Raw genomic sequence first — 25,244 nt, 5'->3', positions numbered from 1 at the left:
CGCTCACGGATAAGGCCCAGCGCCTTATCCGGCCCCCTTGCCCCCTTTCTCGTGGCCAGGTCATAGAAACGCGTTTCCAGGAATTTCCATAGTGTTAAGGCGCATCGCGCTCTGTTAAGGTGGAGACATCGGTCAAATTGCCATCTTCACATGGATCCAGCGATAAGTTATTCATATGGAAAACCCCGCGCCCTTAACCTGTGCCTTACCTGAACGCGTCGCCACCGTCGGCGAAGGCGTCAAAGACAGTCTCCCCATCGTCATCAGCTACCTTCCGGTGGCATTCGCCTTCGGACTCAATGCCACCCGGCTGGGCTTCACCCCGCTGGAAAGCCTGTTCTTCTCCTGCATTATTTACGCCGGCGCCAGCCAGTTTGTGATCACCGCCATGTTGGCCGCCGGCAGTTCGCTGTGGGTCGCCGCCCTGACGGTAATGGCGATGGATGTCCGCCACGTGCTGTATGGCCCCTCATTGCGCAGCCGCATTCGCTCAGCGCTGGATAAAAAGAAAACCGCCCTCTGGGCCTTCGGCCTGACCGATGAGGTTTTCGCCGCCGCTACCGCCAGGCTGGTTCGCGATCACCGCCGCTGGAGCGAAAACTGGATGCTTGGTCTCGCTTTTACCTCGTGGGCATCGTGGGTGTGCGGCACGCTGGCCGGCGCCTGGTCCGGCAACGGCCTGCTGGTGGATTATCCGGCGGTGGAAGCCGCCCTCGGCTTTATGCTGCCGGCGCTGTTTATGAGCTTCCTGCTGGCCTCTTTCCAGCGTCAGCAGTCACTCTGCGTCACGGCGGCGCTAGCGGGCGCGCTGGGCGGCATTCTGTTATTTTCCATTCCGGCGGCGATCCTCGCCGGAATTGTCTGCGGGTGTCTGACGGCGCTGCTTCAGGCCATGCTCAAGGGGATGCCGGATGAACAGTGAAGTCCTTCTGCTCGGGGTGATAGTCGGCGGCGTCAACTATCTCTTTCGCTATCTTCCTCTGCGTTTGCGCGTCGGCCACGCCCGTCCTGCCCGCCGCGGCCCGGTCAGCGTGCTGCTGGATACCATTGGCATCGCCTCGATTTGCGCGCTGTTGGTGGTCTCCAGCGTGCCGGAGATCCTCGCCGATGCCCATCGCCTGGCGCCGACGCTGACCGGCTTCCTGGTGCTGGGCGCCGCCTTCTGGAAAACCCGCAGCATCATTGTCCCGACCCTGCTGTCGGCGTTTGCCTATGGTCTGGCATGGAAAATCATCAACGGGCTTTAAGCTTTACGTATCAATTTTGGTCAATAATTCATTTGATTTATTTGTCACAATAGTTATTATATCGGCTGTAATTAATGAGGTCATACCCAAATGGATAGTTCGTTTACTCCCATTGAGCAAATGCTCAAGTTCCGCGCCAGCCGCCATGAAGATTTCCCGTTTCAGGAGATCCTGTTAACTCGTCTTTGCATGCATATGCAAGGTAAGCTGCTGGAAAATCGCAATAAAATGCTCAAAGCGCAGGGAATTAACGAGACATTATTTATGGCGCTGATTACGCTGGAGTCACAGGAAAACCACAGCATCCAGCCGTCCGAGCTGAGCTGTGCGCTGGGCTCGTCACGTACCAACGCCACCCGTATCGCTGATGAACTGGAAAAACGCGGCTGGATTGAGCGCCGCGAGAGCGATAACGATCGTCGCTGTTTGCATCTGCAACTGACCGAAAAGGGCCATCAGTTTTTGCGTGAAGTCCTGCCGCCGCAGCATAACTGCCTGCATCAGCTGTGGTCTTCACTTAGCACCAGCGAAAAAGATCAGCTCGAACACATCACCCGCAAACTCCTGAGCCGCCTTGATCAGATGGAAGAAGAAGGCGTGCTAGCGGACTCTCTACGCTAAGGGCGGCGTCGCTCAGCCCATTTTTACGTTGCAAGGAAAACAGCCAGGCCAGCAGATCTCTGCTGGCCTTTCTGATAAACAGGTCGGCTCAGCCGATGTGAAATAATAAGATCGTGGAGAATAACATGAGTGCAAATGCGGAGAGCCAAACCCCGCAGCAACCAGGCAGCAAAAAAGGAAAGCGTAAAGGCGCCCTTCTGTTGCTGACATTGCTCTTCATTATTATTGCCGTGGCATATGGGATTTACTGGTTTCTGGTACTGCGTCACTACGAAGAGACCGACGATGCCTACGTGGCAGGGAATCAGGTACAAATTATGGCTCAGGTCGCGGGCAGCGTGACCAAAGTCTGGGCTGACAACACGGACTACGTGCAGAAAGGCGATCCGCTGGTCACTCTCGATCGGACCGATGCCCAACAGGCGTTTGAAAAGGCTAAGACCCAACTGGCCGCCAGCGTCCGTCAGACCCGCCAGCAGATGATCAACAGCAAGCAATTGCAGGCGAACATCGACGTCAAAAAAACCGCCCTTGCCCAGGCGCAGGCTGACCTGAACCGCCGCATCCCGCTGGGCGCCGCGAACCTCATTGGCCGCGAAGAGCTGCAGCACGCCCGCGATACCGTCGCCAGCGCACAGGCCGAACTCGACGTGGCAATCCAGCAGTACAACGCCAACCAGGCGATCGTGCTGGGCACCAGGCTAGAACAGCAGCCGGCGGTGCTCCAGGCGGCCACTGAAGTGCGTAACGCCTGGCTGGCCCTGCAGCGTACGCAGATCGTCAGCCCGATTAGCGGCTACGTTTCCCGTCGCTCGGTACAGCCTGGCGCGCAGATCGGCACCACCACGCCGCTGATGGCGGTGGTCCCGGCGACCAACCTGTGGATCGATGCTAACTTTAAAGAGACTCAGCTGGCGCATATGCGTATCGGCCAGCCGGCCACCGTGATCAGCGATATCTATGGCGATGACGTGAAATACACCGGTAAAGTGGTCGGTCTGGATATGGGCACCGGCAGCGCCTTCTCCCTGCTGCCGGCGCAGAATGCCACCGGCAACTGGATCAAAGTGGTACAGCGCCTGCCGGTTCGTATCGAGCTGGATGAAAAACAACTAGCGGAACACCCGCTGCGCATCGGCCTCTCGACGCTGGTGGAAGTCAACACCACCGATCGCGATGGTGAAATGCTGGCCAGCCAGGTGCGGAGCTCCCCGGTTTACGAGAGCAATGCCCGCGAAATCGCTCTCGATCCGGTTAATAAGCTGATAGACGAGATCATTCAGGCCAACGCCGGATAATTCGGGGTGAGTGTAATGCAACAGCAAAAACCGCTGGAAGGCGCGCAGCTGGTCATTATGACCATTGCGCTGTCGCTCGCGACGTTCATGCAGGTGCTGGATTCCACTATCGCCAACGTGGCGATCCCGACCATTGCCGGCAACCTTGGCTCGTCGCTGAGCCAGGGGACCTGGGTCATCACCTCGTTCGGGGTCGCTAACGCCATCTCCATCCCGATCACCGGCTGGCTGGCCAAGCGCGTCGGCGAGGTGAAGCTGTTCCTGTGGTCAACCACCGCTTTCGCCATTGCCTCCTGGGCCTGCGGCGTCTCCAACAGCCTGACGATGCTGATTTTCTTCCGCGTCATTCAGGGGATCGTCGCCGGACCGCTGATCCCGCTGTCGCAAAGTCTGCTGCTCAGCAACTATCCCCCGGCGAAGCGCTCTATCGCTCTGGCGCTGTGGTCAATGACGGTGATTGTCGCGCCCATCTGCGGTCCGATCCTCGGCGGCTATATCAGCGATAACTATCACTGGGGCTGGATCTTCTTTATCAACGTGCCCATTGGCGTGGCGGTGGTGCTGATGACCCTGCAGACCCTGCGCAACCGGGAAACCAAAACCGAACAGCGGCGGATCGACGGCGTCGGTCTGGCGCTGCTGATCATTGGTATCGGTAGCCTGCAGGTGATGCTGGACCGGGGTAAAGAGCTGGACTGGTTCTCCTCCAATGAGATTATCATTCTGACCATCGTGGCGGTGGTGGCGATAAGCTTCCTGATCGTCTGGGAGCTAACCGACGATAACCCGATTGTCGATCTATCGCTATTTAAGTCGCGCAACTTCACCATCGGCTGCCTCTGTATCAGTCTGGCCTATATGCTCTACTTCGGCGCCATCGTGCTGCTGCCGCAGCTGTTGCAGGAGGTCTACGGCTACACCGCGACCTGGGCCGGCCTGGCGTCGGCGCCGGTGGGGGTGATCCCGGTCATTCTGTCGCCGATTATCGGCCGCTTCGCGCATAAGCTCGACATGCGGCGGCTGGTCACCTTCAGCTTTATTATGTACGCGGTCTGCTTCTACTGGCGCGCCTGGACCTTCGAACCGGGGATGGACTTTGGCGCCTCGGCGTGGCCACAGTTTATCCAGGGCTTCGCGGTGGCCTGCTTCTTCATGCCGTTGACCACCATCACCCTCTCCGGCCTGCCGCCGGAGCGGCTGGCGGCGGCGTCGAGCCTGTCGAACTTCACCCGTACCCTTGCCGGCTCCATCGGGACCTCGATCACCACCACCCTGTGGACCAACCGCGAGGCGCTGCATCATGCGCAGCTCACCGAATCGGTGACCCCCTTTAACCCCAACGCGCAGCAGATATACGATCAGCTGCAGGGCATGGGAATGACGCAGCAGCAGGCGTCCGGCTGGATAGCGCAGCAGATAACCAACCAGGGGCTGATTATCTCCGCCAACGAAATCTTCTGGATTTCTGCGGCTATTTTCATCCTGCTGTTGGGGCTGGTGTGGTTCGCCAGACCACCGTTCAGCGCCGGCGGAGGCGGCGGCGGCGCGCACTAAGCCTCACATAAAGGGACCTCCGGGTCCCTTTTTTACGGCGTCAGGTTGTCCAGTTCTCGCTAGTTTCTGTCTCGTTTGCGAAAGCCCGTCACCCTGCGCTCGGGCAGGATAAAGGCTGACCATTAAGGAGAACACTATGCTGAGCCATCCTGCTGAAAAGTACCGTCCCTATCCGCCGATCGCCCTGCCTGACCGCCGCTGGCCAGACCGGCAAATCAGCCACGCCCCGCGCTGGCTGTCGACTGACCTGCGCGACGGCAACCAGGCGCTGGCGGAGCCCATGGACAGCGCCCGCAAACTGCAGTTCTGGGATCTGCTGCTGGAGTGCGGCTTTAAAGAGATTGAAGTCGCCTTCCCTTCCGCCTCACAAACCGATTTCAACTTTGTCCGCCAGCTGATTGACGAACAGCGCATCCCGGAGGATGTCACCATCCAGGTGCTGACCCAGGCGCGAGACCCGCTGATCCTGCGCACCTTTGAGGCGCTGCGCGGCGCCCGCCGGGCTACCGTCCACCTCTACAATGCCACCGCGCCGCTGTTCCGCGAGCTGGTTTTCGGCATGGACAAGGCCGAGGTGATCGCCCTCGCGACCCGCGCCACCCGGCTTATCCGTCAGCAGTGCGAACAGCAGCCGGAGACCCGCTGGCAATATGAATATTCGCCTGAAACCTTCTGCTTCACCGAGCCCGAGTTTGCGCTTGAGATTTGCGAAGCGGTGGCGGATGTCTGGCAGCCCTGCGCCGAGCGACCGATGATCGTCAATCTGCCGGCGACGGTGGAAGTCAACACCCCCAACGTCTATGCCGATCAGATCGAGTATTTTTGCCGCCACTTCTCCCGCCGCGGCGAGGTCTGCATCAGCGTGCACCCGCATAACGATCGCGGCACCGGCGTCGCCAGCGCCGAGCTGGCGGTGATGGCCGGCGCCGATCGGGTAGAAGGCTGCCTGTTTGGCAACGGCGAACGCACCGGCAACGTCTGTCTGGTGACTTTGGCGATGAACCTCTACAGCCAGGGCATCGACCCTGAGCTTCGCTTCGAGCAGATGAACCGGGTGGTGGAGGTGGTGGAAAACTGCAACCAGATCCCCGTTCACCCGCGCCACCCGTGGGCGGGAAGTCTGGCTTACACCGCCTTCTCCGGCTCCCATCAGGATGCGATCAAAAAAGGGTTTGATGCCCGTCAGCCTGGCGATCCGTGGCAGATGCCCTACCTGCCCATTGACCCGCAGGATATTGGCTGCAGCTATGAGGCGGTGATCCGCGTCAACAGCCAGTCGGGGAAGAGCGGCAGCGCCTGGCTTATCGAACAAAATCATGGTCTGAAACTGCCCCGCGGGCTGCAGCAGGACTTCAGCCAGCACGTTCAGCAGGCCACCGATAGCGACGGCAAAGAGATGACCCACCATGCGCTGTGGCAGCTGTTCCGCACGCGCTACGGGCTGCAGGCGCAGCCGGCGCTGACGCTGCTCGATTATCAGAGCGCCAGCCAGCAGGATGGCCAGCTTTCCCTGCAGGCAACGCTGCGTCACCACGGCGAAACCCGACGCCTGCAGGGCCAGGGCAACGGCCTGCTCTCCGCCGCAGCCAGCGGGCTCAGCGCGCTGTTTCGGCAGCCGTTTATGATCAAGGACTATCATGAGCATACCCTCGGCGCGCGCAGCGACAGCCGGTCGGTGGCCTATATCCGCTGCGTTTTTCCGCAAGGAGAAAGCTACTGGGGCGTGGGTATCGATAATGACGTGGCGCGCGCCTCGCTGCAGGCGCTGTGCAATGCGCTCAGCGCCGCCGATCAGGCCGGGGGACGAAAATAGTCGCTGGGGGCGACGCCCATCACCCGACGAAACATGGCGCTGAAGGCGCTGTGGCTACCGTAGCCCAGCTCCAGCGCCACCCGCAGCACGGAGTGGCCCTGCGCCAGGCGCACCAGCGCTTCCATTAGCTTCGCCCGGCGCACCCACTCGCTCCACGTCAGGCTAGTCTGCTGCTGAAAATGGCGGTTTAGGGTTCGCTCGCTCATGCTGCACGCCTTCGCCGCTTGGCCGCTGCTCCAGGCCTCGCCCGGCGCCTCGCGTACCTGCTGGCACAGCCGACGCAGCGTTTCGCTTTGCGGCTCCGGCAGGCCAAACGGCAGGATCGCCATCCCGCGGATCTCATCGAGGATCAGTTCATAAATTCTTTCGTCGCGGCTGGCGGGGGCATAGCGTTCCGCCAGCGCCAGGGATGACACGATCAGTTCCCGCAACAGCGGCGTGATCTGTACGATCTGGCAGCCCGCCGGAAGATCGGCGCGCGCCAGCGGATCGATAAACAGGGTGCGCGCCGCCACGTTGCCGGTCATGCGCAGCGCGTGCGGCGTTCCCGCCGGCAGCCAGACGCCGCGCCCGGGCGGCACCACCCAGTAGCCTACCGGCGTCGCGACCCGCACCACGCCGCTTAGTATATGCAGCAGCTGGGCGCAGTCATGCTGATGCCAGTCTTCCTGGTCACCATGGGCATAATCATGGGCAAAGGGCACCAGTGGGCGGTGCTGAAAGGAGAAGGAAAGCGTCGTCGTCATCGCGGCGTCAGAAGAGCGGCCCGGCGACAGGCGTCGGGCCGTGGCGGAAGCACTAGATGTGCAGTTCCTGCAGTTTTTCTTTCGGCAACGCCAGTTCGTCGTTGCTGTTGATGCGCACATCGCGCTCAATGATATGGCGAGCGATGTCCTGGGCCTCTTCCAGCGAGTGCATGGTGTAAGTCCCGCACTGGTAGACGTTGAGCTCCGGGATCTGGTTCTGATCTTTCACCTTCAGCACATCGGCCATCGCCGCTTTCCAGGCGTCAGCGACGCGCTGCTCGTCCGGCGTACCAATCAGGCTCATATAGAAGCCGGTGCGGCAGCCCATTGGCGAAATGTCGATAATTTCCACGCCATTCCCGTTCAGATGATCGCGCATAAAGCCCGCGAACAGATGCTCCAGGGTGTGGATACCGCGTTCCGGCATCACTTCCTGGTTCGGTACGCAGAAGCGCAGATCGAAAACGGTGATTTCATCGCCATGCGGCGTGTTCATTTTCTTCGCGACACGCACCGCTGGGGCTTCCATTCGGGTATGGTCGACTGTGAAACTATCTAACAACGGCATTCGTCACCTCCGGGAGTGAATTTTTTTAAAATAAAATGAACTCTTTGTTCAGCCGCGAGTCTCAGTATATGAAAGACGCGCATTTATTATCATCATCATCCCTGAATCAGAGATGAAAGTTTGGCCACAGTGATGTGGCCTTTTTCTTTTCCAGCGCTACGCGTGCCGCGCCAGCAGCGCCTCAAACGGCTCGCTGTCTTCAGCTTCCACTTTCTTCTGTCGCGCCACCGACGCGTCGCGCTCGGCGATAAAATCGTCTTCGCTCAGGATCTCCAGCGGCTCTTCGCGCAGCTGCGTCCGGTAACGATCGGCAAGCGCACGGCCGGTACCGCCAATGCCTTCTTCAATCATAGAACGCAGAATGCGGGCTGAGAAGGTTAATTCCGGATCGTCAAAGCAGGCCAGCAGCTCGTCGCAGACCTGCTGATATGCCTGGCCACCGTGGATACTGTCCAGGGTCTGCGCCACGCGGCGTAAATCGCGGAACAGATCTTTGCCCACCTGAGCCAGCGGGAACTGCGCGCTTTCGCAGCCAATCCCCAGCGTTAAGCCCGGCTTACGCCCTTCCAGAATCACCCGATTCCAGTTGGTGCGGGTGCACAGCAGCTCATCGCTGCTCATCTCCGGCGCGTCGGCCAGCGCGCACCAGACCATAAACAGGTCGAGGAAACGCACCTGCTGGGCGTCAACGCCGATCGGCGAGAACGGATTGATATCCAGCGAACGCACTTCGATATACTCAATACCACCGCGCAACAGCGCATCGGACGGGGTTTCGCCCCGACGGGTGACGCGTTTCGGGCGGATCGGCGCATAAAGTTCATTTTCAATCTGCAGAATGTTGCTGTTGATCTGCAGATACTTGCCGTCTTTCTGCAGCCCGATTTTGGCGTACTCTTCCGACGGCGTTTTAATCGCCCGCTTCAATCCTGCCACATACTCGTGCAGATCGTTAAACGTAATTCCGAGATTGCTTTGCGACTTATTGGTATAACCAAGGTCGCTGAGGCGCAGCGAGGTGGCATACGGCAGGTAATACATGCCGTTGCCCGTTTCCTCAAAGGGCAGCGTTGTCGGTTTGCCTTGCAGGAATGAGGAGCAAATCGCCGGCGAGGCGCCAAACAGATAGGGGATCACCCAGCCAAAGCGATAGTAGTTACGAATTGAGCGGAAATAGCCCGCCGAAATGGCCTCTTTACCACTCTCGGCATCTTCCACACCACATTTTGCCTGCCAGAAGGCCATCGGTAGGGAGAAGTTATAGTGCACGCCGGAGATAGTCTGCATCAGCGCGCCATAGCGGTTCTTCAGCCCCTCGCGATATAGCGTTTTCAGGCGCCCCACGTTAGAGGTGCCGTACTGCGCCAGCTCAATATCCTGACCGGGGGCGATATAGCATGGCATGCTCAGCGGCCACATCCGCTCGTCGCCAAGCTGACGCGCGGTATAGCGATGGACATCGCGCATAAAGGTCAGCATATGCTCAATATCGCCATCTACTGGCGTAATGAACTCAAGTAAAGCTTCGGCAAAATCGGTGGTAATCCATTTATGCGTTAGCGCTGAGCCTAACGCCGGAGGGTGACCGGTCGTTGCAAGGGTGCCGTCTGCGTTCACGCGCAGCGTTTCCCGCTCCAGACCACGTTGAATACCCTGCAGAGCCTGCGGATGTTTTTCCAGCCAGGCCAGCGCCTGTGATACGTCCGGGATCAATTTGACCTCCCGCCTGTCGAAATCGTTTGAATAAGCATAATTGTAATGGATGAACTGTCAGTCCAATTAGTGCCACCACGTCATGCCCTGAAGCGTCGCTGCCGCAATAGCGATATAGCGCAGCGCCTTACCAAGGCATAAGAAAAAGAGTACCGGTCCCCAGGAAATGCGCATCCATCCCGCCAGCAAACACAGTAAATCGCCGACAACCGGCGCCCAGCTCAGTAAGAGCGTGACCGCGCCGTAGCGCTTAAGCCAGCCGGCCGCCCGCTCCTGCCAGCGCGAGGTTTTGCGCAGCGGAAACAAGCGCCCCAGAATAACGTTAGTTACCCCTCCAAGGCTATTGCCGATTGTTGCTATTAATACTAACCACCACGGATGACTGACCCCCGCAAGTAGCATAGCCACCAGCACAACCTCCGAATTGCCGGGGAGCAGCGTGGCGCTTAAAAAGCTACTGGCAAACAGCGAGGTGAGTGACAGCGCGTCGCTCACAGCAAACGCACGTCAACTGCGTCCATTCCCGCGCGCTTCGCCGCCTGCAGACCAAAGTCGGCATCTTCGAAGACGACGCATTTTTCCGGCGCGACGCCCATGCGCTCGGCGCACAGCAGGAAGGTATCGGGCGCGGGTTTATGGTTGACCACATGATCGGCCGCCACCACCGCGGAGAAGTAATGACGCAGCCCCAGGTGCGCCAGCAGCGCTTCGGCGACGGCGCTCTCGCTGCCGGTTCCCACCGACATCGGGCGACGGCCGTGCCATGCCTTAACCACCTCAATCAGCGGCAACGGGCGTACGCTGTCCAGCAGCATCGCTTTGACGGCCTGGGTTTTTTCCTGCGCCAGGCGATGTGGATCGAGATCGGCCTGGTTGAGTTCGATAATAGCCTGGGCGATTCGCCAGGTTGGTGAGCCATTGAGCGCGACCATCGCGTGTTCGTCGAAACGCATACCGTAGCGGCCCAATACCTCGTTCCATGCCTGCCGATGGGTCGGCTCGGTATCGAGAATGGTGCCATCCATATCAAAGATCAGTCCTGCGTAACCTTCGTACATTGTCTTCTCACCAACCGGTTTGGGAATGATTACTGTAACGCAAAAGCCCGCCGTTGTCGCGGCCAGCGGCGCAGACGACAAAGGCGCCCTCAGGCGCCCCCAAACATTAGGCCGGATAACCAGCCTTATTTAATACGCAGATCGTTCTCGACCATTCGCACGCCCTGCACTCGGCGTGTGACTTCTACGGCTCGTTTAGCGCTCTCCGCGGAGGAGACAAATCCGCTCAGCTGGACGCGGCCTTTAAAGGTCTGGACGCTAATTTCTGAGGACTTAATGTCTTTATCGTTAAAGAGCGCCGTTTTCACCTTGGTGGTCACCACGGTATCGTCAATATAGCCGCCCGTACTCTCCTTTGTAGCCGATCCCGCACAGCCAGCGAGGGCCGTCGTTACCAGCAGCGTCGCGCAAAAAGCAGGTATTGCTTTGAACCATTTCATGGATTTCTCTCCTTGCATTTATCTCAGCCTGATAACGCTGATATACAAGGATAAATTATAGTGGAAAGCGCGTCTTGCCAATAAAAAAGTCAGGATGAAGCCAGTGATGGAAAACGAGGTAATCGGGATGGTGAGAGAAGAGTGAAGATTATGCATTCAGAACGGGTGCGGCGATAATTTCGCAGCCTATGCAACAACATCGTCGTTGTTACTGAGGAGAATATGGTGCATCCGGGAGGATGACTCGGCTACGCCTCGCCCTTTGGGCCGTTGCTTACGCAACGTTATCCCCCCTGGTGCTGGCGATGATTTCGCAGACCATAAAACAACATCGTCGCTGTTACTAAGGAGAATATGGTGCATCCGGGAGGATTCGAACCTCCGACCGCTCGGTTCGTAGCCGAGTACTCTATCCAGCTGAGCTACGGATGCATCGGGAAAGCTATTTTACTGCGGGGTTACTCTCCTGGCACTTACGATGGTTTCGCAAACCAGATAACAACAATGTTGCTGTTACTAAGGAGAATATGGTGCATCCGGGAGGATTCGAACCTCCGACCGCTCGGTTCGTAGCCGAGTACTCTATCCAGCTGAGCTACGGATGCATCGGGATTACTGCTGTAATTCTGATATCAAATTTCGCGATTTGCCATTCTTATTAAAGAATGGTGCATCCGGGAGGATTCGAACCTCCGACCGCTCGGTTCGTAGCCGAGTACTCTATCCAGCTGAGCTACGGATGCATCGGGAAACTTGCTTTACTACGCGTCAGTGTCACAACTAACACATGCCACACTGAGTATGATGGCCTAATCGGTAGAGTGACTCGATTATGCCTCGCACTGCGGGCCGCTGCTTTCACAGCGCTCTTCTCTCTTAATTCAGAAAGAAGATGGTGCATCCGGGAGGATTCGAACCTCCGACCGCTCGGTTCGTAGCCGAGTACTCTATCCAGCTGAGCTACGGATGCAAAATGGCGGTGAGGCGGGGATTCGAACCCCGGATGCAGCTTTTGACCGCATACTCCCTTAGCAGGGGAGCGCCTTCAGCCTCTCGGCCACCTCACCACACACGCCTCTTTCGAGTGCTTCGAAGAACTTGTTTCTGCTCTTCGTCGCTGCGATGGCGCACATATTACTTTCTGGTACTTATAAGTCAAACACTTTTTCGAGACCTTTTTTCGTTTGCACACTTCGCACGCAATTCGCATGCAAAAACGGCAAAAAGGGCAATTTATCAACAGGAAATCAGCCCTGACGCTGGCATAACGCCAAACGACCAAAGCGGCAAAGGGTAATGAAAAGCGGTATGGCGCAGGGGGAAAAAACAGAAAAAGGGAAAAAGCGGCGGTAAGTGATGCGCCTCACTGCACAGCGAGGCGCGGAAACCTTAGTAACTGGACTGCTGGGATTTTTCAGCCTGAATACGCTGGTAGATCTCTTCACGGTGAACAGACACTTCTTTAGGGGCGTTTACGCCAATACGAACCTGGTTACCCTTCACCCCTAAAACTGTCACAGTGACCTCATCTCCAATCATGAGGGTCTCACCAACTCGACGAGTCAGAATCAGCATTCTTTGCTCCTTGAAAGATTAAAAGAGTCGGGTCTCTCGTATCCCGGCATTATCCATCATATAACGCCAAAAAGTAAGCGATGACAAATACCTTAGGGTATAAGCAGTCATGGCATCACATTCTGTTAAACCTAAGTTTAGCCGATATACACAATTTCAACCCGACTTTATCGTTATCAGTGTTTCTGACGCAAGGTGCCGCAACCCTCTGGTTATGGCACCTATACCCGTCATACTTCAAGTTGCATGCGTGTTGGCTTTCCTCGCTCACCCCAGTCACTTACTAGAGTAAGCTCCTGGGGATTCGCTGCGTCGCCGCCTTCCTGCAACTCGAATTATTTAGGGTAAATGCGTTTATAGTTATTACAGTTTTGCGCTGACCCAGCCTTTCACACTGGCTAACGCTGCAGGGAGAGCAGACGCATCGGTACCACCGGCCTGCGCCATATCCGGACGACCGCCCCCTTTACCGCCCACCTGCTGAGCGACCATACCAACCAGCTCCCCTGCTTTCACGCGGTCTGTCACATCCTTAGACACACCTGCAATCAGAGAAACCTTACCATCCGCTACCGTAGCTAATACAACGATCGTCGAACCGAGCTGGTTCTTCAGATCGTCAACCATGGTACGCAGCATTTTCGGCTCAACGCCGGTCAGTTCGCTGACCAGCAGCTTAACGCCGTTAATCTCTTCCGCTTTGCTGGAGAGGTTTGCGCTCTCCTGCGCCGCAGCCTGCTCTTTCAGCTGCTGCAGCTCTTTTTCCAGCTGACGGGTACGCTCCAGCGCGGCGCGAACCTTCTCGCCGAGATTGTGGCTGTCACCCTTCAGCAGCTGAGCGATATCATTGAGCTGATCGCTCTGCGCATGCAGGATGGCCATCGCGCCTTCGCCAGTCACCGCTTCGATACGGCGCACGCCAGCAGCGGTGCCGGACTCTGACGTGATGCGGAACAGGCCGATATCGCCGGTACGCGCCGCGTGAGTCCCGCCGCACAGCTCCGTGGAGAAGTCGCCCATCCGCAGAACGCGCACGCGATCGTCGTATTTCTCGCCAAACAGCGCCATGGCGCCGGATGCGCGCGCGGCATCGATATCCATAATGTTGGTTTCGATAGCCAGGTTACGACGGATCTGCGCGTTGACCAGGTCTTCCACCGCACGAATTTCTTCCGGCTTCATCGCTTCAAAATGCGAGAAGTCAAAGCGCAGCGCTTTATCATTGACCAGCGAACCTTTCTGCGCCACATGGGTGCCGAGCACCTGGCGCAGCGCCGCGTGCATCAGGTGCGTCGCGGAGTGGTTGAGACGGATACGCTGACGGCGAGCCTCATCTACGTCGGCCTGCACCGCGTCACCCACTTTCAGTGTGCCGCTGGCGACTTTACCGATATGACCAATAGCCTGGCCGTACTTCTGCGTGTCGCTGACTGCGAAGGAGAAGCCCGCGCCTTTTAATTCGCCTTTATCGCCCACCTGGCCGCCGGACTCCGCATAGAACGGGGTCTGATCAAGGATCACCACCGCTTCCTGGCCAGCGCTAACGCTATCCACCGCTTTGCCGTCGATAAACAGGGCGGTAACCTTGCCGTTCAGCTCCAGATGATCGTAGCCTTTAAATTCAGAGGCGCCGTCAACGCGGATCATCGCATTATAGTCGGCGCCGAAACCACTGGACTCGCGCGCGCGGCGGCGCTGCTCTTCCATCGCGGCTTCAAAACCAGCTTCATCAACCTTGATGTTGCGCTCGCGGCACACATCGGCGGTCAGGTCGACCGGGAAGCCGTAGGTGTCGTACAGACGGAAGGCGGTTTCGCCGTCCAGGGTGTCGCCTTTCAGCTTCGACAGCTCCTCATCCAGCAGCGCCAGGCCGCGCTCGAGGGTGCGGGCAAACTGCTCTTCTTCGGTTTTCAGCACCTGCTCAACCTGAGCCTGCTGCTGCTTCAGCTCGTCGCCGGCGGAGCCCATCACATCGATCAGCGGGGCAACCAGTTTCCAGAAGAAGGTGTCCTTCGCGCCCAGCATGTTGCCGTGACGGATCGCGCGGCGAATGATACGACGCAGCACGTAGCCGCGGTTTTCATTCGACGGGATCACGCCGTCGGCAACCAGGAAGGCGCAGGAGCGAATGTGGTCGGCGATAACGCGCAGCGACTTGTTCGTCAGATCGGTCGCGCCGGTGACTTTCGCCACGCTGGCGATCAGATCGCGGAACAGGTCGATGTCATAGTTGGAGTTAACGTGCTGCAGCACCGCGGCAATACGCTCCAGACCCATACCGGTGTCGACGGACGGCTTCGGCAGCGGCTCCATAGTACCGTCAGCCTGACGGTTGAACTGCATGAAGACGATGTTCCAAATCTCAATGTAACGGTCGCCATCTTCTTCCGGGCTTCCCGGAGGGCCGCCCCAGATGTGATCGCCGTGGTCAAAGAAGATTTCGGTGCACGGGCCGCACGGACCGGTGTCGCCCATCTGCCAGAAGTTGTCAGAAGCAAACGGCGCGCCTTTGTTGTCGCCGATGCGGATAATACGCTCGCGCGGAACGCCTACTTCATTGGCCCAGATGTCGAAAGCTTCGTCATCGGTCTCGTAAACGGTAACCCACAGTTTTTCTTTCGGCAGCGCGAACCAGTTCTCACCGGTCAGCAGTTCCCACGCGTATTTGATGGCATCCTGCTTGAAGTAATCGCCAAAGCTGAAGTTGCCCAGCATTTCAAAAAAGGTGTGGTGACGCGCGGTGTAACCGACGTTTTCCAGATCGTTGTGTTTACCACCCGCACGCACGCAACGCTGTGCGGTGGTCGCACGCGAATAATTACGTTTGTCGAGACCAAGGAAGACATCCTTGAACTGGTTCATCCCTGCATTGGTAAACAGCAGGGTCGGATCGTTGTGCGGCACCAGGGAGCTGCTGGCAACTACCTGATGTCCCTTGCTATGGAAAAAGTCGAGAAACGCCTGACGGATCTCAGCGGTGCTCTTGCTCATAATTATCCTGAAATCAAGCTACACGTCATCCTTCAAGTCGCCTCTGTCCTGGCTGCGCTTGCTCTTCCGGCACCGAACTGACGTACGTTGCGAAAGAGAGTCTCTCTTGCCGCCCTGATGCAGCTTGAATGATTTTGTGTAAAGGAATAATCGCCCAGGCCGCTGCCTGCACAGTCACAACCAGCGGCCCGACGGAATAAAGTGGGAATAAGATAAGTTTTCTTTACGGCGAAGTAAAATCCCGGATGGGTCAATCTGCAAAATTTCGCCAGATTTCCTGGATATCTTCCATCAGGTAGCCGCGGTAAAGCAGGAATCGCTGAACTTTCACTTTTTCAGTAAAGGCGGAAGGTAACGGTTCGCCGTATTTACGCTGTGCCTGCTCCCTGGCAAGGCTCACCCAGTCGATATCGCATTTGCGCATCGCCTGGTCAACGACCTGGCGCGCAATGCCTTTCTGGCTGAGCTCCTGGCGAATCCGCGCCGGACCATAGCCTTTGCGGCTCCGGCTGGCGATGAACTGGCCGACGAAGCGGTTGTCGTCGAGGTAGCGGTTTTCGATACACCAGGCGACAACCTGCTCCAGCTCGTCGGGGGTGGCGTCCAGCGCCTCAGGACCGTTTTTGCTCATCACCGGAGCGACCAGCTTGCGTCGCAGCTCCTGCTCGCTGTGGTCGCGCATCGCCAGAATGCGGATAGCACGGTCCAGCAGGCGGGCGTAGCCGGAGCGGCGTGATGAAGGTTCAGTCACAGGCACCTCGATAATCTCACAAAGCAAAAGGGCTGCCTAAGCAGCCCTGTCAGTCTTGCAGACGATATCAGAAATCCTGTTCGGTTTCTTCTGCGTCGTTGCCGTCAACAACGAAGTCTGGCTTCGCATCCTGATTGTTGAGCAGCAGTTCGCGCACTTTCTTCTCAATCTCTTTCGCCGCCGCCGGGTTCTCTTTCAGCCAGGTGATCGCGTTCGCTTTACCCTGACCGATTTTGTCGCCGTTGTAGCTATACCAGGCACCCGCTTTCTCAATCAGCTTCTCTTTCACGCCGAGGTCTACCAGCTCGCCGTAGAAGTTGATGCCTTCGCCGTAGAGGATCTGAAATTCGGCCTGTTTAAACGGCGCGGCGATCTTGTTTTTCACCACTTTGACGCGGGTTTCGCTGCCGACGACGTTGTCGCCCTCTTTCACCGCGCCGATGCGGCGAATGTCCAGACGCACAGAGGCGTAGAACTTCAGCGCGTTACCACCGGTAGTGGTTTCCGGGTTACCGAACATCACGCCAATTTTCATACGGATCTGGTTGATAAAGATCAGCAGCGTGTTGGACTGCTTCAGGTTACCCGCCAGCTTACGCATCGCCTGGCTCATCATACGCGCCGCAAGGCCCATGTGAGAGTCGCCGATTTCGCCTTCGATTTCCGCTTTCGGCGTCAACGCCGCGACGGAGTCGACGACGATAACATCAACCGCACCGGAGCGCGCCAGCGCGTCACAGATCTCCAGCGCCTGCTCGCCGGTGTCCGGCTGAGAACACAGCAGGTTGTCGATATCGACGCCCAGTTTGCGTGCATAGACAGGATCCAGCGCATGTTCAGCATCGATGAACGCACAGGTTTTACCTTCGCGCTGCGCTGCGGCGATAACCTGCAGCGTCAGGGTGGTTTTACCGGAGGATTCCGGACCGTAGATCTCGACGATACGGCCCATTGGCAGACCGCCGGCGCCCAGCGCGATATCCAGAGAAAGCGAGCCGGTGGAGATGGTTTCCACATCCATGGTGCGGTCTTCACCCAGGCGCATGATGGAGCCTTTACCGAATTGCTTTTCGATCTGGCCCAGTGCAGCCGCCAACGCTTTCTGTTTGTTTTCGTCGATCGCCATTGTTACTCCTAATCATGCAGGGTAAAGCGTGTTCGCTTCGCCGTTAATATTTGTTCAGTTGAGGCAATTATACTGTATGGTCATACAGTATCAAGTGTTTTGTAGAAATTGTTGCCAGAGCAGATTTAGCGCATAGGCCGTCGCCTGACGACGCACCGCTTCGCGGTCTCCGGCAAAGCATTCCCGCCGCGTCACCCCTTGCCCGCTCACGCTGGCGACGCCGAACCATACCGTGCCGACCGGCTTTTCGACGCTGCCGCCATCCGGCCCGGCGACGCCGCTAACGGAGATGGCATAATCCGCACGCGCCGCGCGCAGCGCGCCAATCGCCATCTCCACCACCACCGGTTCGCTTACCGCGCCGTTGTCGCGCAGCGTCGCTTCGCTGACGCCGATCATTTGCGATTTAGCTTCGTTGCTGTAGGTGACAAAGCCGCGTTCAAACCACGCCGAGCTGCCGGCAATATCGGTGATCGCTTTCGCAATCCAGCCGCCGGTACAGGATTCCGCCGTGGTCACCGTCGCCCCACGCGCCTTCAGCGCCCGGCCAATCTTCTCGCTTAGCTGCATTAATTCTGAATCGGTCATTATCGCCCCGCTTTGCTCTGGATAAAGAGGCCATCAAAGATAGCACTTTCGACAGAGATATGGGGATGAAGTGGCGATTTTACGAGGGGGGATCCAGAAATGGGTCGTCCTGTGATAACCAGGACGACCAGACAACCTGTTACTTCATGCTGTTAGCGATAAGCTCAACGTTGTGACGCATCATTTTGACGTAACTATCGGCGACGCCGCCCGGCTTAGACAGCGCTTCCGGATAGAGTTCGCCCCCCGGCTGCGCGCCGGTGGCGCTGGCAATCTGCTTCACCAGCCGCGGGTCAAGCTGGTTCTCCATAAACCAGGTATGGACGCCATCCGCTTTGATTTGCTTAATCAGCGCCGCCACCTGCGCCGCGCTGGCCTCGCTCTCTGAAGAGAGCCCCTGTGGCGCGAGGAAGGTCACGTGGTAAGCCCGGCCAAAATAGCCGAAAGCGTCATGGCTGGTCAGGACCTTGCGCTTGGCCAGCGGAATGGCGCTGAACTGCGCTTTCGCCCAGCCGTCGAGAGACGTCAGCTGGTCGATATAGCGCTTGCCGCTGCTGGTCAACGCCGCTTTATCTTCCGGGTCGGCTTTCACCAGACCATCGAGGATATTCTGCGCATACAATGCGCCGTTCGCTGCGCTGTTCCAGGCGTGGGGATCGGTCACCGTTTTACCCTCTTCATCAAGGGTATGGGTCTTGACGCCTTTCGATGCCACCACCAGCTCGCCCTTAAAACCAGAGGCCTTAATCAGGCGATCCAGCCACCCTTCCAGCCCCAGGCCGTTAACCACCACCACGTCGGCCTTGCTGAGCAGCGCGCTATCCTTCGGCGACGGTTCGAAGGTGTGCGGATCGCCGTCCGGGCCGACCAGGGTATCCACATGGACATGCTCCCCGCCGACCTGCTGCGCTATATCACCCAACACCGAAAAACTGCTTACCACATTCAGCGTTTTCGCCATGGCCCCCTGCGCCATCAGGCCGAGGGCCAGCGCGACCACTATTGCACTACGTTTCATCATTTCCTTACCCCATCAATGTGCGCCAACCGACCAGCAGCCGGCTGCGCGTGCCAAAAAATAGCGAAACAAAAAACAGTGCGCTGGCGGTCAGCACAATAGCGGGCCCGGCGGGAAGACTAATCGCCCAGGAGAAGCTTAATCCCAGCCAGGCGCAGAGCGCGCCCATTCCCGCCGCCAGCAGCAGAATGCCCGGCAGCGTGCGCGCCCAGCAGCGCGCGGCGACCGCCGGGAGCATCATTACCCCTACCGCCATCAGCGTGCCGAGCACCTGAAACCCGGCCACCAGATTAAGCACCAGCAGCGCCAGAAAAAGCCCATGCAGCAGCGCAGGCAGCCGCCGGTGATTCACCTGCAACCAGGCGCTGTCGAACGCCTCGCTGACCAGACCGCGGTAGCACAGCGCAATGCACAATAGCGTCAGGCTGGCGACGCCGCTGACAAACAGCGCCGCATCGCGATCGACCGCCAGAATGGAGCCAAATAGCAGATGCAGGAGGTCCACGCTGGAGCCGCGCAGCGACACCAGGGTGACGCCCAGGGCCAGCGAGCCCAGATAAAATCCGGCAAAACTGGCGTCCTCTTTTAACGGTGTCCGCCGGCTCACCCACCCGGCCACCAGGGCAACCACGATACCGGCGATGAAGCCGCCGAGGGTCATGGCCAGCAGCGACATGCCGCTCAGCAGATACCCCACCGCCACGCCGGGGAGAATGGCGTGCGACAGCGCATCGCCCATCAGGCTCATGCGCCGCAGCAGCAGGAAGACGCCCAGCATGGTGGTGCTCAGCGACAGCGCCAGACACACCACGAGGGCCCGACGCATAAAGCCGAATTCAATGAAAGGCTGAAAGAAGGTGTGCCAGATCATGCCGACCTCACATGACTGAAGGCCGGGAGCACCGCCCGGGTAGCGCCCCAGCAGGCGCGCTGGGGAGTCAGCAGCAGCGTCTCGGGGAAAAAGTCGGCCACCCGCTGGTTATCATGCAGCACCGCCAGGATGGTCTGTCCCTGCCGGTGCATCTCGAGGATCAAATCCATTAGTTCGCGACTGGTCGCTTCGTCGATACCGGTGAAGGGCTCGTCGAGCATCACCAGCGGCGCCTGCTGCACCATCACCCGGGCAAATAGCATGCGCTGAAACTGGCCGCCGGAGAGCGCTTCGATCGGCGTTTTCGCCAGGCCCGCCAGCCCAACCCGCTCCAGCACCGCGCCGATGCGTCGCCGGGTGCCGCCCCCCAGACCGCGCAGCAGCGACACGCCAGGCCATGCGCCCTGGCTTACCACATCCTGCACGTTGAGAGGAAACTGCGACTCGAGGGCATGGCGCTGCGCCAGCCAGCCGATCACCGGCCGTTTTCCCTGCCAGCGCAGGCGGCCACTGACCGGCGGAAGAAACCCGGCGAGGGTTTTCAGCAGCGTTGATTTTCCGCAGCCATTGAGGCCAACAATTGCCGTCAGGCTGCCGGGGCATATCATCCCGCTCAGCGGAGGGGTGATCGCTACCCCGTCATAGCCGGCGACAAGCTGCTCCAGTTCAATCATGGCAGCGTCACCGCCCACCAGGTTGCTAACCATAGCGCCGCCAGCAGCACGCCTGCGATGGCCGCGCGCGCCGCGGCGGATGCCATAAAAATCGATGTGAACATATCCCTGCCTCAATTTAATGTTATAACATAACAATAACGAAGCGAAGAAAGAATGTAAATCAGCGTCAGTCAGCGGAAATGTAACAAAGGTCAACAAGAGGCATGGAGACGGGAAAAAACGGGGGGATAAGCGCGGCCTCCCCGGCGTCATCCCCCGGTCGCGCTGCGCTTACCGGGGCTAGCAACCGGATACCAGACCGTAGCCCGGATAAGGCGCTGGCGAACTCCGCCGCCAACGTGCGGATGACGGCGCGTAACGTAGCCGCAGTGTTGCCGATGGGCGACAAGCTGTCATTGAACTCTCCCCAGGTCGCGCTGCGCTTACCGTGGCTAGCAACCGGATACCGGACCGTAGCCCGGATAAGGCGCTACGCGCCGCTATCCGGGGAGGCTGGGAAATTGTCAGCCGGATGAAAGGATTAATAACCGCCGCGGGCCTGCGCAACCGCCAGACCCAGCTGCCAGACGGCCATCGCGTAGTGGGTGCTGTGGTTGTAGCGGGTGATGGTGTAGAAGTTCGGCAGCCCGTACCAGTACTCATAGCCGGTGCCGACGTCCAGCCGCAGCAGGCTGGCCTGCTGATGGTTACCCAGCGGCTGGGTCGGGGTCAGCCCTGCGGCCGCCAGCTGCGAAACGCTGTATTTAGTCTTGAAACCATTCTCCAGCCCCGGGGCCTGCCCCAGCGCCTGCACCGCCACCAGATCGCCGCTCACCCAGCCATGCTGTTTGAAGTAGTTGGCCACGCTGCCGATAGCATCCACCGGGTCCCACAGGTTGATATGTCCGTCACCGTTAAAATCGACCGCATACTGCTTATAGGAGGACGGCATAAACTGACCGTAGCCCATCGCCCCGGCGAAAGAGCCTTTCAGATCCAGCGGGTCGTCGCTTTCGCTGCGCGCCATTAGCAGGAAAGTTTCCAGCTCCGACGAGAAGTATTCGGCGCGGCGCGGGTAGCTAAACGACAGCGTCGCCAGCGCGTCGAGGATCCGGGTTTTGCCCATCACCCGGCCCCAGCGAGTCTCCACGCCGATAATGCCGACGATGATTTCCGGCGGCACGCCGTAAACCTGATAAGCGCGGTTGAGCGCGTCCTGATACTGATTCCAGAACACCACGCCGTTCTGCACATTATCCGGGGTAATGAACTGTTTCTTGTAGCGCAGCCAGGCGCCGGTCGGCCCGGTTGGCGGCAGGCCGGTCGGCGCCTGACGATCCATCAGCCGCAGGACGTAATCCAGGCGCTTTGCCTGCGACAGGATCTCCTGCAGCTGCTGCCTGTCGAAGCCGTGCTTCGCCACCATCTTATCGATAAACTGCGCCGCCGCCGGGTTGTTGGCGAAGTCGCCGCCCATCTGCATCACGTTATGCTGCGGTTCCAGCAAAAAGCCGCCGGTTCCACTCGCCATCTCCGTTTCCGCGGGGGTCTTGGGTTTGCTGCTGCAGGCAGCGAGGAGCACACAAAGGGGAAGTAAAGCCAGATAGCGACGCTTCAACATGGGAATTCCGTTTAACAAATTCAGCAAGGGATAATTATGGTAAAGCATGCGACGACCAACAAGAAAGCGACAATCTGTTTGTAGACAAAATAGTCCTTCAACTGCTCCTCCCCTGCGTGCTTTCATGCCCTGCAACATTTCATCTCGCCCGCATCATCTTTCAAAATAAAATATTTATCTTTCATTTTGCGATCCATTTAACACTTTTAAACCTTTCAAAATGATTAAAATCAGCCTGCGATTAGCAAGAAAAATAACATGCTGAAGGAGAGAACAATGATTGACGTCGTGACCCACGGCGCGGAGTGGTTTATCGGCCTGTTTCAGAAAGGCGGCGAGGTATTTACCGGCATGGTGACCGGGATCCTCCCCTTGCTGATCAGCCTGCTGGTGATCATGAACGCGCTGATCAACTTTATCGGCCAGCAGCGGATCGAGAAGCTGGCGCAGCGCTGCGCCGGAAACCCAATCTCCCGTTACCTGCTGCTACCCTGCATCGGCACCTTCGTGTTTTGTAACCCAATGACGTTAAGCCTCGGTCGGTTTATGCCAGAGAAGTACAAGCCCAGCTATTACGCGGCGGCGTCGTATAGCTGCCACTCAATGAACGGGCTGTTTCCACATATCAACCCCGGCGAGCTGTTCGTCTATCTCGGCATCGCCAACGGCCTCACTACCCTCGGCCTGCCGCTCGGTCCGCTGGCGGTGAGCTACCTGCTGGTCGGGCTGGTGACTAACTTCTTCCGCGGCTGGGTCACCGACCTGACCACCTCGATTTTCGAGAGAAAAATGGCGATTCAGCTTTCCCAGAAAGTGCATCTGTCAGGAGCGACATCATGACCCGTATTCGTATAGAGAAAGGCACCGGCGGCTGGGGCGGCCCGCTTGAGCTCGACGCCGTCGAAGGCAAAAAGATCGTCTATATCACCGCCGGCACCCGCCCGGCGATCGTTGACCGCATCGCCAGCCTGACCGGCTGGCAGCCGGTGGACGGGTTTAAAGAGGGAGAACCAGCGGAAAGCGACATCGGCGTGGCGATTATCGACTGCGGGGGCACCCTGCGCTGCGGGCTCTATCCTAAACGCCGCATCCCGACGGTGAATATCCATGCCACCGGCAAATCAGGGCCGCTGGCCCAGTACATCACGGAAGATATTTATGTCTCCGGCGTCAAAGAGGACAACATCCAGTGCATCGCTCCCGACAGCGCAGGGGTTTCCGAGCCGCCGGCGGAAAACAAGAGCGCGGGTCGCGATTACGACACCAGCAAGAAGATTACTGAACAGAGCGATGGCCTGCTGGCGAAGGTCGGGATGGGCATGGGTTCGGTGGTGGCGGTGCTGTTCCAGGCCGGGCGCGACACCATTGATACGGTGCTGAAAACCATTCTGCCGTTTATGGCTTTCGTCTCGGCGCTGATCGGCATCATCATGGCCTCCGGCATCGGCGACTGGATCGCCCACGGCCTGGCGCCGCTCGCCAGCCATCCGCTGGGGCTGGTAACCCTGGCGCTGATTTGCTCTTTCCCGCTGCTGTCGCCGTTTCTCGGCCCCGGCGCGGTTATTGCCCAGGTGATCGGCGTGCTGATCGGCGTTCAAATCGGCCTCGGCAACATTCCGCCGCACCTCGCCCTGCCCGCCCTATTCGCCATTAACGCCCAGGCCGCCTGCGATTTTATTCCGGTAGGCCTGTCGCTAGCCGAAGCCCGCCAGGATACCGTGCGCGTCGGCGTGCCGTCGGTGCTGGTCAGCCGCTTTCTGACCGGCGCACCAACGGTGCTGATCGCGTGGTTCGTTTCCGGATTTATTTACCAGTAAGAGGTTCCTGCAGATGACTGTGATTTACCAGACCACCATTACGCACATCGGCGCCTGCGCGACGATGGCGCTGGAAGAGCAAATGCTGATCACCTTCCGCGAGGGCGCCCCGGCGGATATCGAAGAGTACTGCTTTATTCACAACCACGGCGAGCTTGCTGGCACGCTGCAGCCGGGGGCAGAGCTGCAGCTTGGCGAACAGCGCTACCCGGTGACCGCCGTCGGCGAGGTCGCTGAACAAAACCTGCGCGAGCTGGGCCACATCACCCTGCGCTTTGACGGCCATCGTGAAGCAGAGTTCCCAGGTACCGTCCATGTGGCGGGCCCGGTGCCGGACGCCATCGCGCCCGGCTGCGTACTGAAGTTTGTTGCTTAAAAGGAGAGAGAGATGAATCAGGTTGCTGTTGTCATTGGCGGTGGACAAACCTTAGGAGAGTTTCTGTGCCGCGGGCTGGCCGCCGAGGGCTACCGCGTGGCGGTGGTCGATATTCAGAGCGAAAAAGCCAGCCGCGTCGCCCAGGAGATTAACGCTGAGTATGGCGAAGGTATGGCGTACGGCTTCGGCGCCGACGCCACCAGCGAGGCCAGCGTCACCGCCCTGGCCCACGGGGTGGATGAGATTTTTTCGCGCGTCGACCTGCTGGTGTACAGCGCCGGGATCGCCAAGGCGGCGTTTATTAGCGACTTCGCGCTGGGCGATTTTGACCGCTCGCTGCAGGTCAATCTGGTGGGCTATTTTCTCTGCGCCCGCGAGTTCTCGCGGTTGATGATCCGCGACGGCATTAAGGGGCGGATCATTCAGATCAACTCGAAATCCGGCAAAGTCGGCAGTAAGCACAACTCCGGCTACAGCGCGGCGAAGTTCGGCGGCGTCGGGCTGACCCAGTCGCTGGCGCTGGATCTGGCGGAATATGGCATTACCGTGCATTCGCTGATGCTCGGCAATCTGCTGAAGTCGCCGATGTTCCAGTCGCTGCTGCCGCAGTATGCCACCAAGCTCGGTATCGATGAGAGCGAAGTCGAGCAGTACTACATCGACAAGGTGCCGCTGAAGCGCGGCTGCGAATATCAGGATGTGCTGAACGTATTGATGTTTTACGCTAGCCCACAGGCGTCGTACTGCACCGGGCAGTCGATCAACGTCACCGGCGGCCAGGTGATGTTTTAACAGG

At 58.7% G+C, this 25,244-nt stretch carries 25 protein-coding genes, 5 tRNA genes and 1 pseudogene; 11 read left to right on the top strand and 20 right to left on the bottom strand.

The window, feature by feature from the left end:
- The first annotated feature begins 175 nt into the window (after positions 1-175).
- From KHQ26_RS17370 to leuA, 6 genes are all read left to right on the top strand, one after another.
- A complete protein-coding gene (locus KHQ26_RS17370; protein ID WP_020803754.1) occupies positions 176-922 on the top strand; it encodes an AzlC family ABC transporter permease in 747 nt (248 codons plus the stop codon).
- Entirely contained in the window at positions 912-1,247 is a 336-nt protein-coding gene (gene ygaH / locus KHQ26_RS17365) for an L-valine transporter subunit YgaH (protein WP_021469952.1), read from the top strand. Before KHQ26_RS17370 ends, ygaH begins: the two co-directional genes overlap by 11 nt.
- 90 nt (positions 1,248-1,337) lie before the next feature.
- The gene (mprA, locus tag KHQ26_RS17360; protein ID WP_002914337.1) at positions 1,338-1,868 is read left to right on the top strand and encodes a transcriptional repressor MprA; all 531 of its coding nucleotides are present in this window, start codon (positions 1,338-1,340) and stop codon (positions 1,866-1,868) included.
- 125 nt (positions 1,869-1,993) lie between these two features.
- Positions 1,994-3,166 carry a multidrug efflux MFS transporter periplasmic adaptor subunit EmrA gene (gene emrA / locus KHQ26_RS17355; protein ID WP_002914339.1) on the top strand — a complete coding sequence of 391 codons (1,173 nt, stop codon included), beginning with the start codon at positions 1,994-1,996 and terminating at the stop codon, positions 3,164-3,166.
- Between the two features lie 15 nt (positions 3,167-3,181).
- The gene (emrB, locus tag KHQ26_RS17350) at positions 3,182-4,720 is read left to right on the top strand and encodes a multidrug efflux MFS transporter permease subunit EmrB (RefSeq protein ID WP_002914342.1); all 1,539 of its coding nucleotides are present in this window, start codon (positions 3,182-3,184) and stop codon (positions 4,718-4,720) included.
- Between the two features lie 136 nt (positions 4,721-4,856).
- Positions 4,857-6,533, top strand: coding sequence for a 2-isopropylmalate synthase (gene leuA / locus KHQ26_RS17345; RefSeq protein ID WP_004185353.1), 1,677 nt, complete (start codon positions 4,857-4,859; stop codon positions 6,531-6,533).
- Here leuA and KHQ26_RS17340 read toward each other — a convergent pair.
- From KHQ26_RS17340 to KHQ26_RS17250, 19 genes are all read right to left on the bottom strand, one after another.
- Positions 6,512-7,279: an AraC family transcriptional regulator gene (locus KHQ26_RS17340; protein WP_004149452.1), complete on the bottom strand. Its 768-nt coding sequence runs from the start codon at positions 7,277-7,279 to the stop codon at positions 6,512-6,514. The two genes, leuA and KHQ26_RS17340, sit on opposite strands and share 22 nt — an antisense overlap.
- A 52-nt stretch (positions 7,280-7,331) precedes the next feature.
- On the bottom strand, positions 7,332-7,847 hold the full coding sequence (luxS, locus tag KHQ26_RS17335; protein ID WP_002914351.1) for an S-ribosylhomocysteine lyase: 516 nt from the start codon (positions 7,845-7,847) through the stop codon (positions 7,332-7,334).
- Between the two features lie 156 nt (positions 7,848-8,003).
- Complete coding sequence (gene gshA, locus KHQ26_RS17330) at positions 8,004-9,560, bottom strand: glutamate--cysteine ligase (protein WP_002914353.1); 1,557 nt, start codon at positions 9,558-9,560, stop codon at positions 8,004-8,006.
- A 66-nt stretch (positions 9,561-9,626) separates the two neighbouring features.
- Positions 9,627-10,055 (bottom strand): YqaA family protein, encoded by a 429-nt coding sequence (locus KHQ26_RS17325; RefSeq protein WP_002914355.1) that lies wholly within the window; start codon positions 10,053-10,055, stop codon positions 9,627-9,629.
- Positions 10,052-10,618 carry a fructose-1-phosphate/6-phosphogluconate phosphatase gene (gene yqaB / locus KHQ26_RS17320; protein WP_020803762.1) on the bottom strand — a complete coding sequence of 189 codons (567 nt, stop codon included), beginning with the start codon at positions 10,616-10,618 and terminating at the stop codon, positions 10,052-10,054. The genes KHQ26_RS17325 and yqaB overlap by 4 nt, the downstream gene beginning before the upstream one ends.
- A gap of 125 nt (positions 10,619-10,743) precedes the next feature.
- On the bottom strand, positions 10,744-11,058 hold the full coding sequence (locus KHQ26_RS17315; protein ID WP_002914359.1) for a BON domain-containing protein: 315 nt from the start codon (positions 11,056-11,058) through the stop codon (positions 10,744-10,746).
- A 355-nt stretch (positions 11,059-11,413) separates the two neighbouring features.
- A tRNA-Arg gene (locus tag KHQ26_RS17310) sits at positions 11,414-11,490 on the bottom strand.
- Positions 11,491-11,586: 96 nt separating this feature from the next.
- A tRNA-Arg gene (locus KHQ26_RS17305) sits at positions 11,587-11,663 on the bottom strand.
- A 61-nt stretch (positions 11,664-11,724) separates the two neighbouring features.
- A tRNA-Arg gene (locus tag KHQ26_RS17300) sits at positions 11,725-11,801 on the bottom strand.
- 150 nt (positions 11,802-11,951) lie between these two features.
- Positions 11,952-12,028 (bottom strand) — tRNA-Arg (locus tag KHQ26_RS17295).
- 4 nt (positions 12,029-12,032) lie between these two features.
- Positions 12,033-12,125, bottom strand: a tRNA-Ser gene (locus KHQ26_RS17290).
- A 322-nt stretch (positions 12,126-12,447) separates the two neighbouring features.
- Positions 12,448-12,633 (bottom strand): carbon storage regulator CsrA, encoded by a 186-nt coding sequence (gene csrA, locus KHQ26_RS17285; protein WP_000906486.1) that lies wholly within the window; start codon positions 12,631-12,633, stop codon positions 12,448-12,450.
- Positions 12,634-12,996: 363 nt separating this feature from the next.
- Positions 12,997-15,624, bottom strand: a complete 2,628-nt coding sequence (gene alaS / locus KHQ26_RS17280) for an alanine--tRNA ligase (RefSeq protein WP_002914765.1) — start codon at positions 15,622-15,624, stop codon at positions 12,997-12,999.
- A gap of 250 nt (positions 15,625-15,874) precedes the next feature.
- Positions 15,875-16,375 (bottom strand): recombination regulator RecX, encoded by a 501-nt coding sequence (gene recX, locus KHQ26_RS17275; protein ID WP_020805083.1) that lies wholly within the window; start codon positions 16,373-16,375, stop codon positions 15,875-15,877.
- Positions 16,376-16,442: 67 nt separating this feature from the next.
- Positions 16,443-17,501 carry a recombinase RecA gene (gene recA / locus KHQ26_RS17270; RefSeq protein ID WP_002914769.1) on the bottom strand — a complete coding sequence of 353 codons (1,059 nt, stop codon included), beginning with the start codon at positions 17,499-17,501 and terminating at the stop codon, positions 16,443-16,445.
- Positions 17,502-17,591: 90 nt separating this feature from the next.
- Entirely contained in the window at positions 17,592-18,089 is a 498-nt protein-coding gene (pncC, locus tag KHQ26_RS17265; RefSeq protein WP_002914771.1) for a nicotinamide-nucleotide amidase, read from the bottom strand.
- A 139-nt stretch (positions 18,090-18,228) separates the two neighbouring features.
- Complete coding sequence (locus tag KHQ26_RS17260) at positions 18,229-19,107, bottom strand: metal ABC transporter substrate-binding protein (RefSeq protein WP_004174698.1); 879 nt, start codon at positions 19,105-19,107, stop codon at positions 18,229-18,231.
- 7 nt (positions 19,108-19,114) lie between these two features.
- Positions 19,115-19,978, bottom strand: coding sequence for a metal ABC transporter permease (locus tag KHQ26_RS17255; RefSeq protein WP_004174697.1), 864 nt, complete (start codon positions 19,976-19,978; stop codon positions 19,115-19,117).
- Positions 19,975-20,685, bottom strand: a complete 711-nt coding sequence (locus KHQ26_RS17250; RefSeq protein ID WP_015958867.1) for a metal ABC transporter ATP-binding protein — start codon at positions 20,683-20,685, stop codon at positions 19,975-19,977. The genes KHQ26_RS17255 and KHQ26_RS17250 overlap by 4 nt, the downstream gene beginning before the upstream one ends.
- Positions 20,686-20,963: 278 nt before the next feature.
- Here KHQ26_RS17250 and KHQ26_RS26085 point away from each other — a divergent pair.
- Positions 20,964-21,044 (top strand): annotated as a pseudogene (locus KHQ26_RS26085) (hypothetical protein); the annotation flags it as partial.
- Between the two features lie 131 nt (positions 21,045-21,175).
- Here the strand turns inward: KHQ26_RS26085 and mltB are convergent.
- Positions 21,176-22,255, bottom strand: coding sequence for a lytic murein transglycosylase B (gene mltB / locus KHQ26_RS17245; RefSeq protein WP_004174694.1), 1,080 nt, complete (start codon positions 22,253-22,255; stop codon positions 21,176-21,178).
- A gap of 276 nt (positions 22,256-22,531) precedes the next feature.
- Here mltB and KHQ26_RS17240 point away from each other — a divergent pair, with 276 nt between their 5' ends.
- From KHQ26_RS17240 to srlD, 4 genes are read left to right on the top strand one after another with little or no spacing between them, the layout of a single operon-like run.
- Positions 22,532-23,095, top strand: a complete 564-nt coding sequence (locus KHQ26_RS17240) for a PTS glucitol/sorbitol transporter subunit IIC (protein ID WP_002914812.1) — start codon at positions 22,532-22,534, stop codon at positions 23,093-23,095.
- A complete protein-coding gene (locus KHQ26_RS17235; RefSeq protein ID WP_004149462.1) occupies positions 23,092-24,072 on the top strand; it encodes a PTS glucitol/sorbitol transporter subunit IIB in 981 nt (326 codons plus the stop codon). Before KHQ26_RS17240 ends, KHQ26_RS17235 begins: the two co-directional genes overlap by 4 nt.
- A gap of 13 nt (positions 24,073-24,085) precedes the next feature.
- Positions 24,086-24,448, top strand: a complete 363-nt coding sequence (gene srlB / locus KHQ26_RS17230; RefSeq protein WP_004174693.1) for a PTS glucitol/sorbitol transporter subunit IIA — start codon at positions 24,086-24,088, stop codon at positions 24,446-24,448.
- Positions 24,449-24,460: 12 nt separating this feature from the next.
- Positions 24,461-25,240 (top strand): sorbitol-6-phosphate dehydrogenase, encoded by a 780-nt coding sequence (srlD, locus tag KHQ26_RS17225; protein ID WP_002914815.1) that lies wholly within the window; start codon positions 24,461-24,463, stop codon positions 25,238-25,240.
- Positions 25,241-25,244 lie beyond the last annotated feature (4 nt).

Source organism: Klebsiella sp. 10, from assembly GCF_018223925.1.
GTDB classification, from domain to species: domain Bacteria; phylum Pseudomonadota; class Gammaproteobacteria; order Enterobacterales; family Enterobacteriaceae; genus Klebsiella; species Klebsiella pneumoniae.
This window is presented reverse-complemented; position numbering and strand designations above follow the sequence as displayed.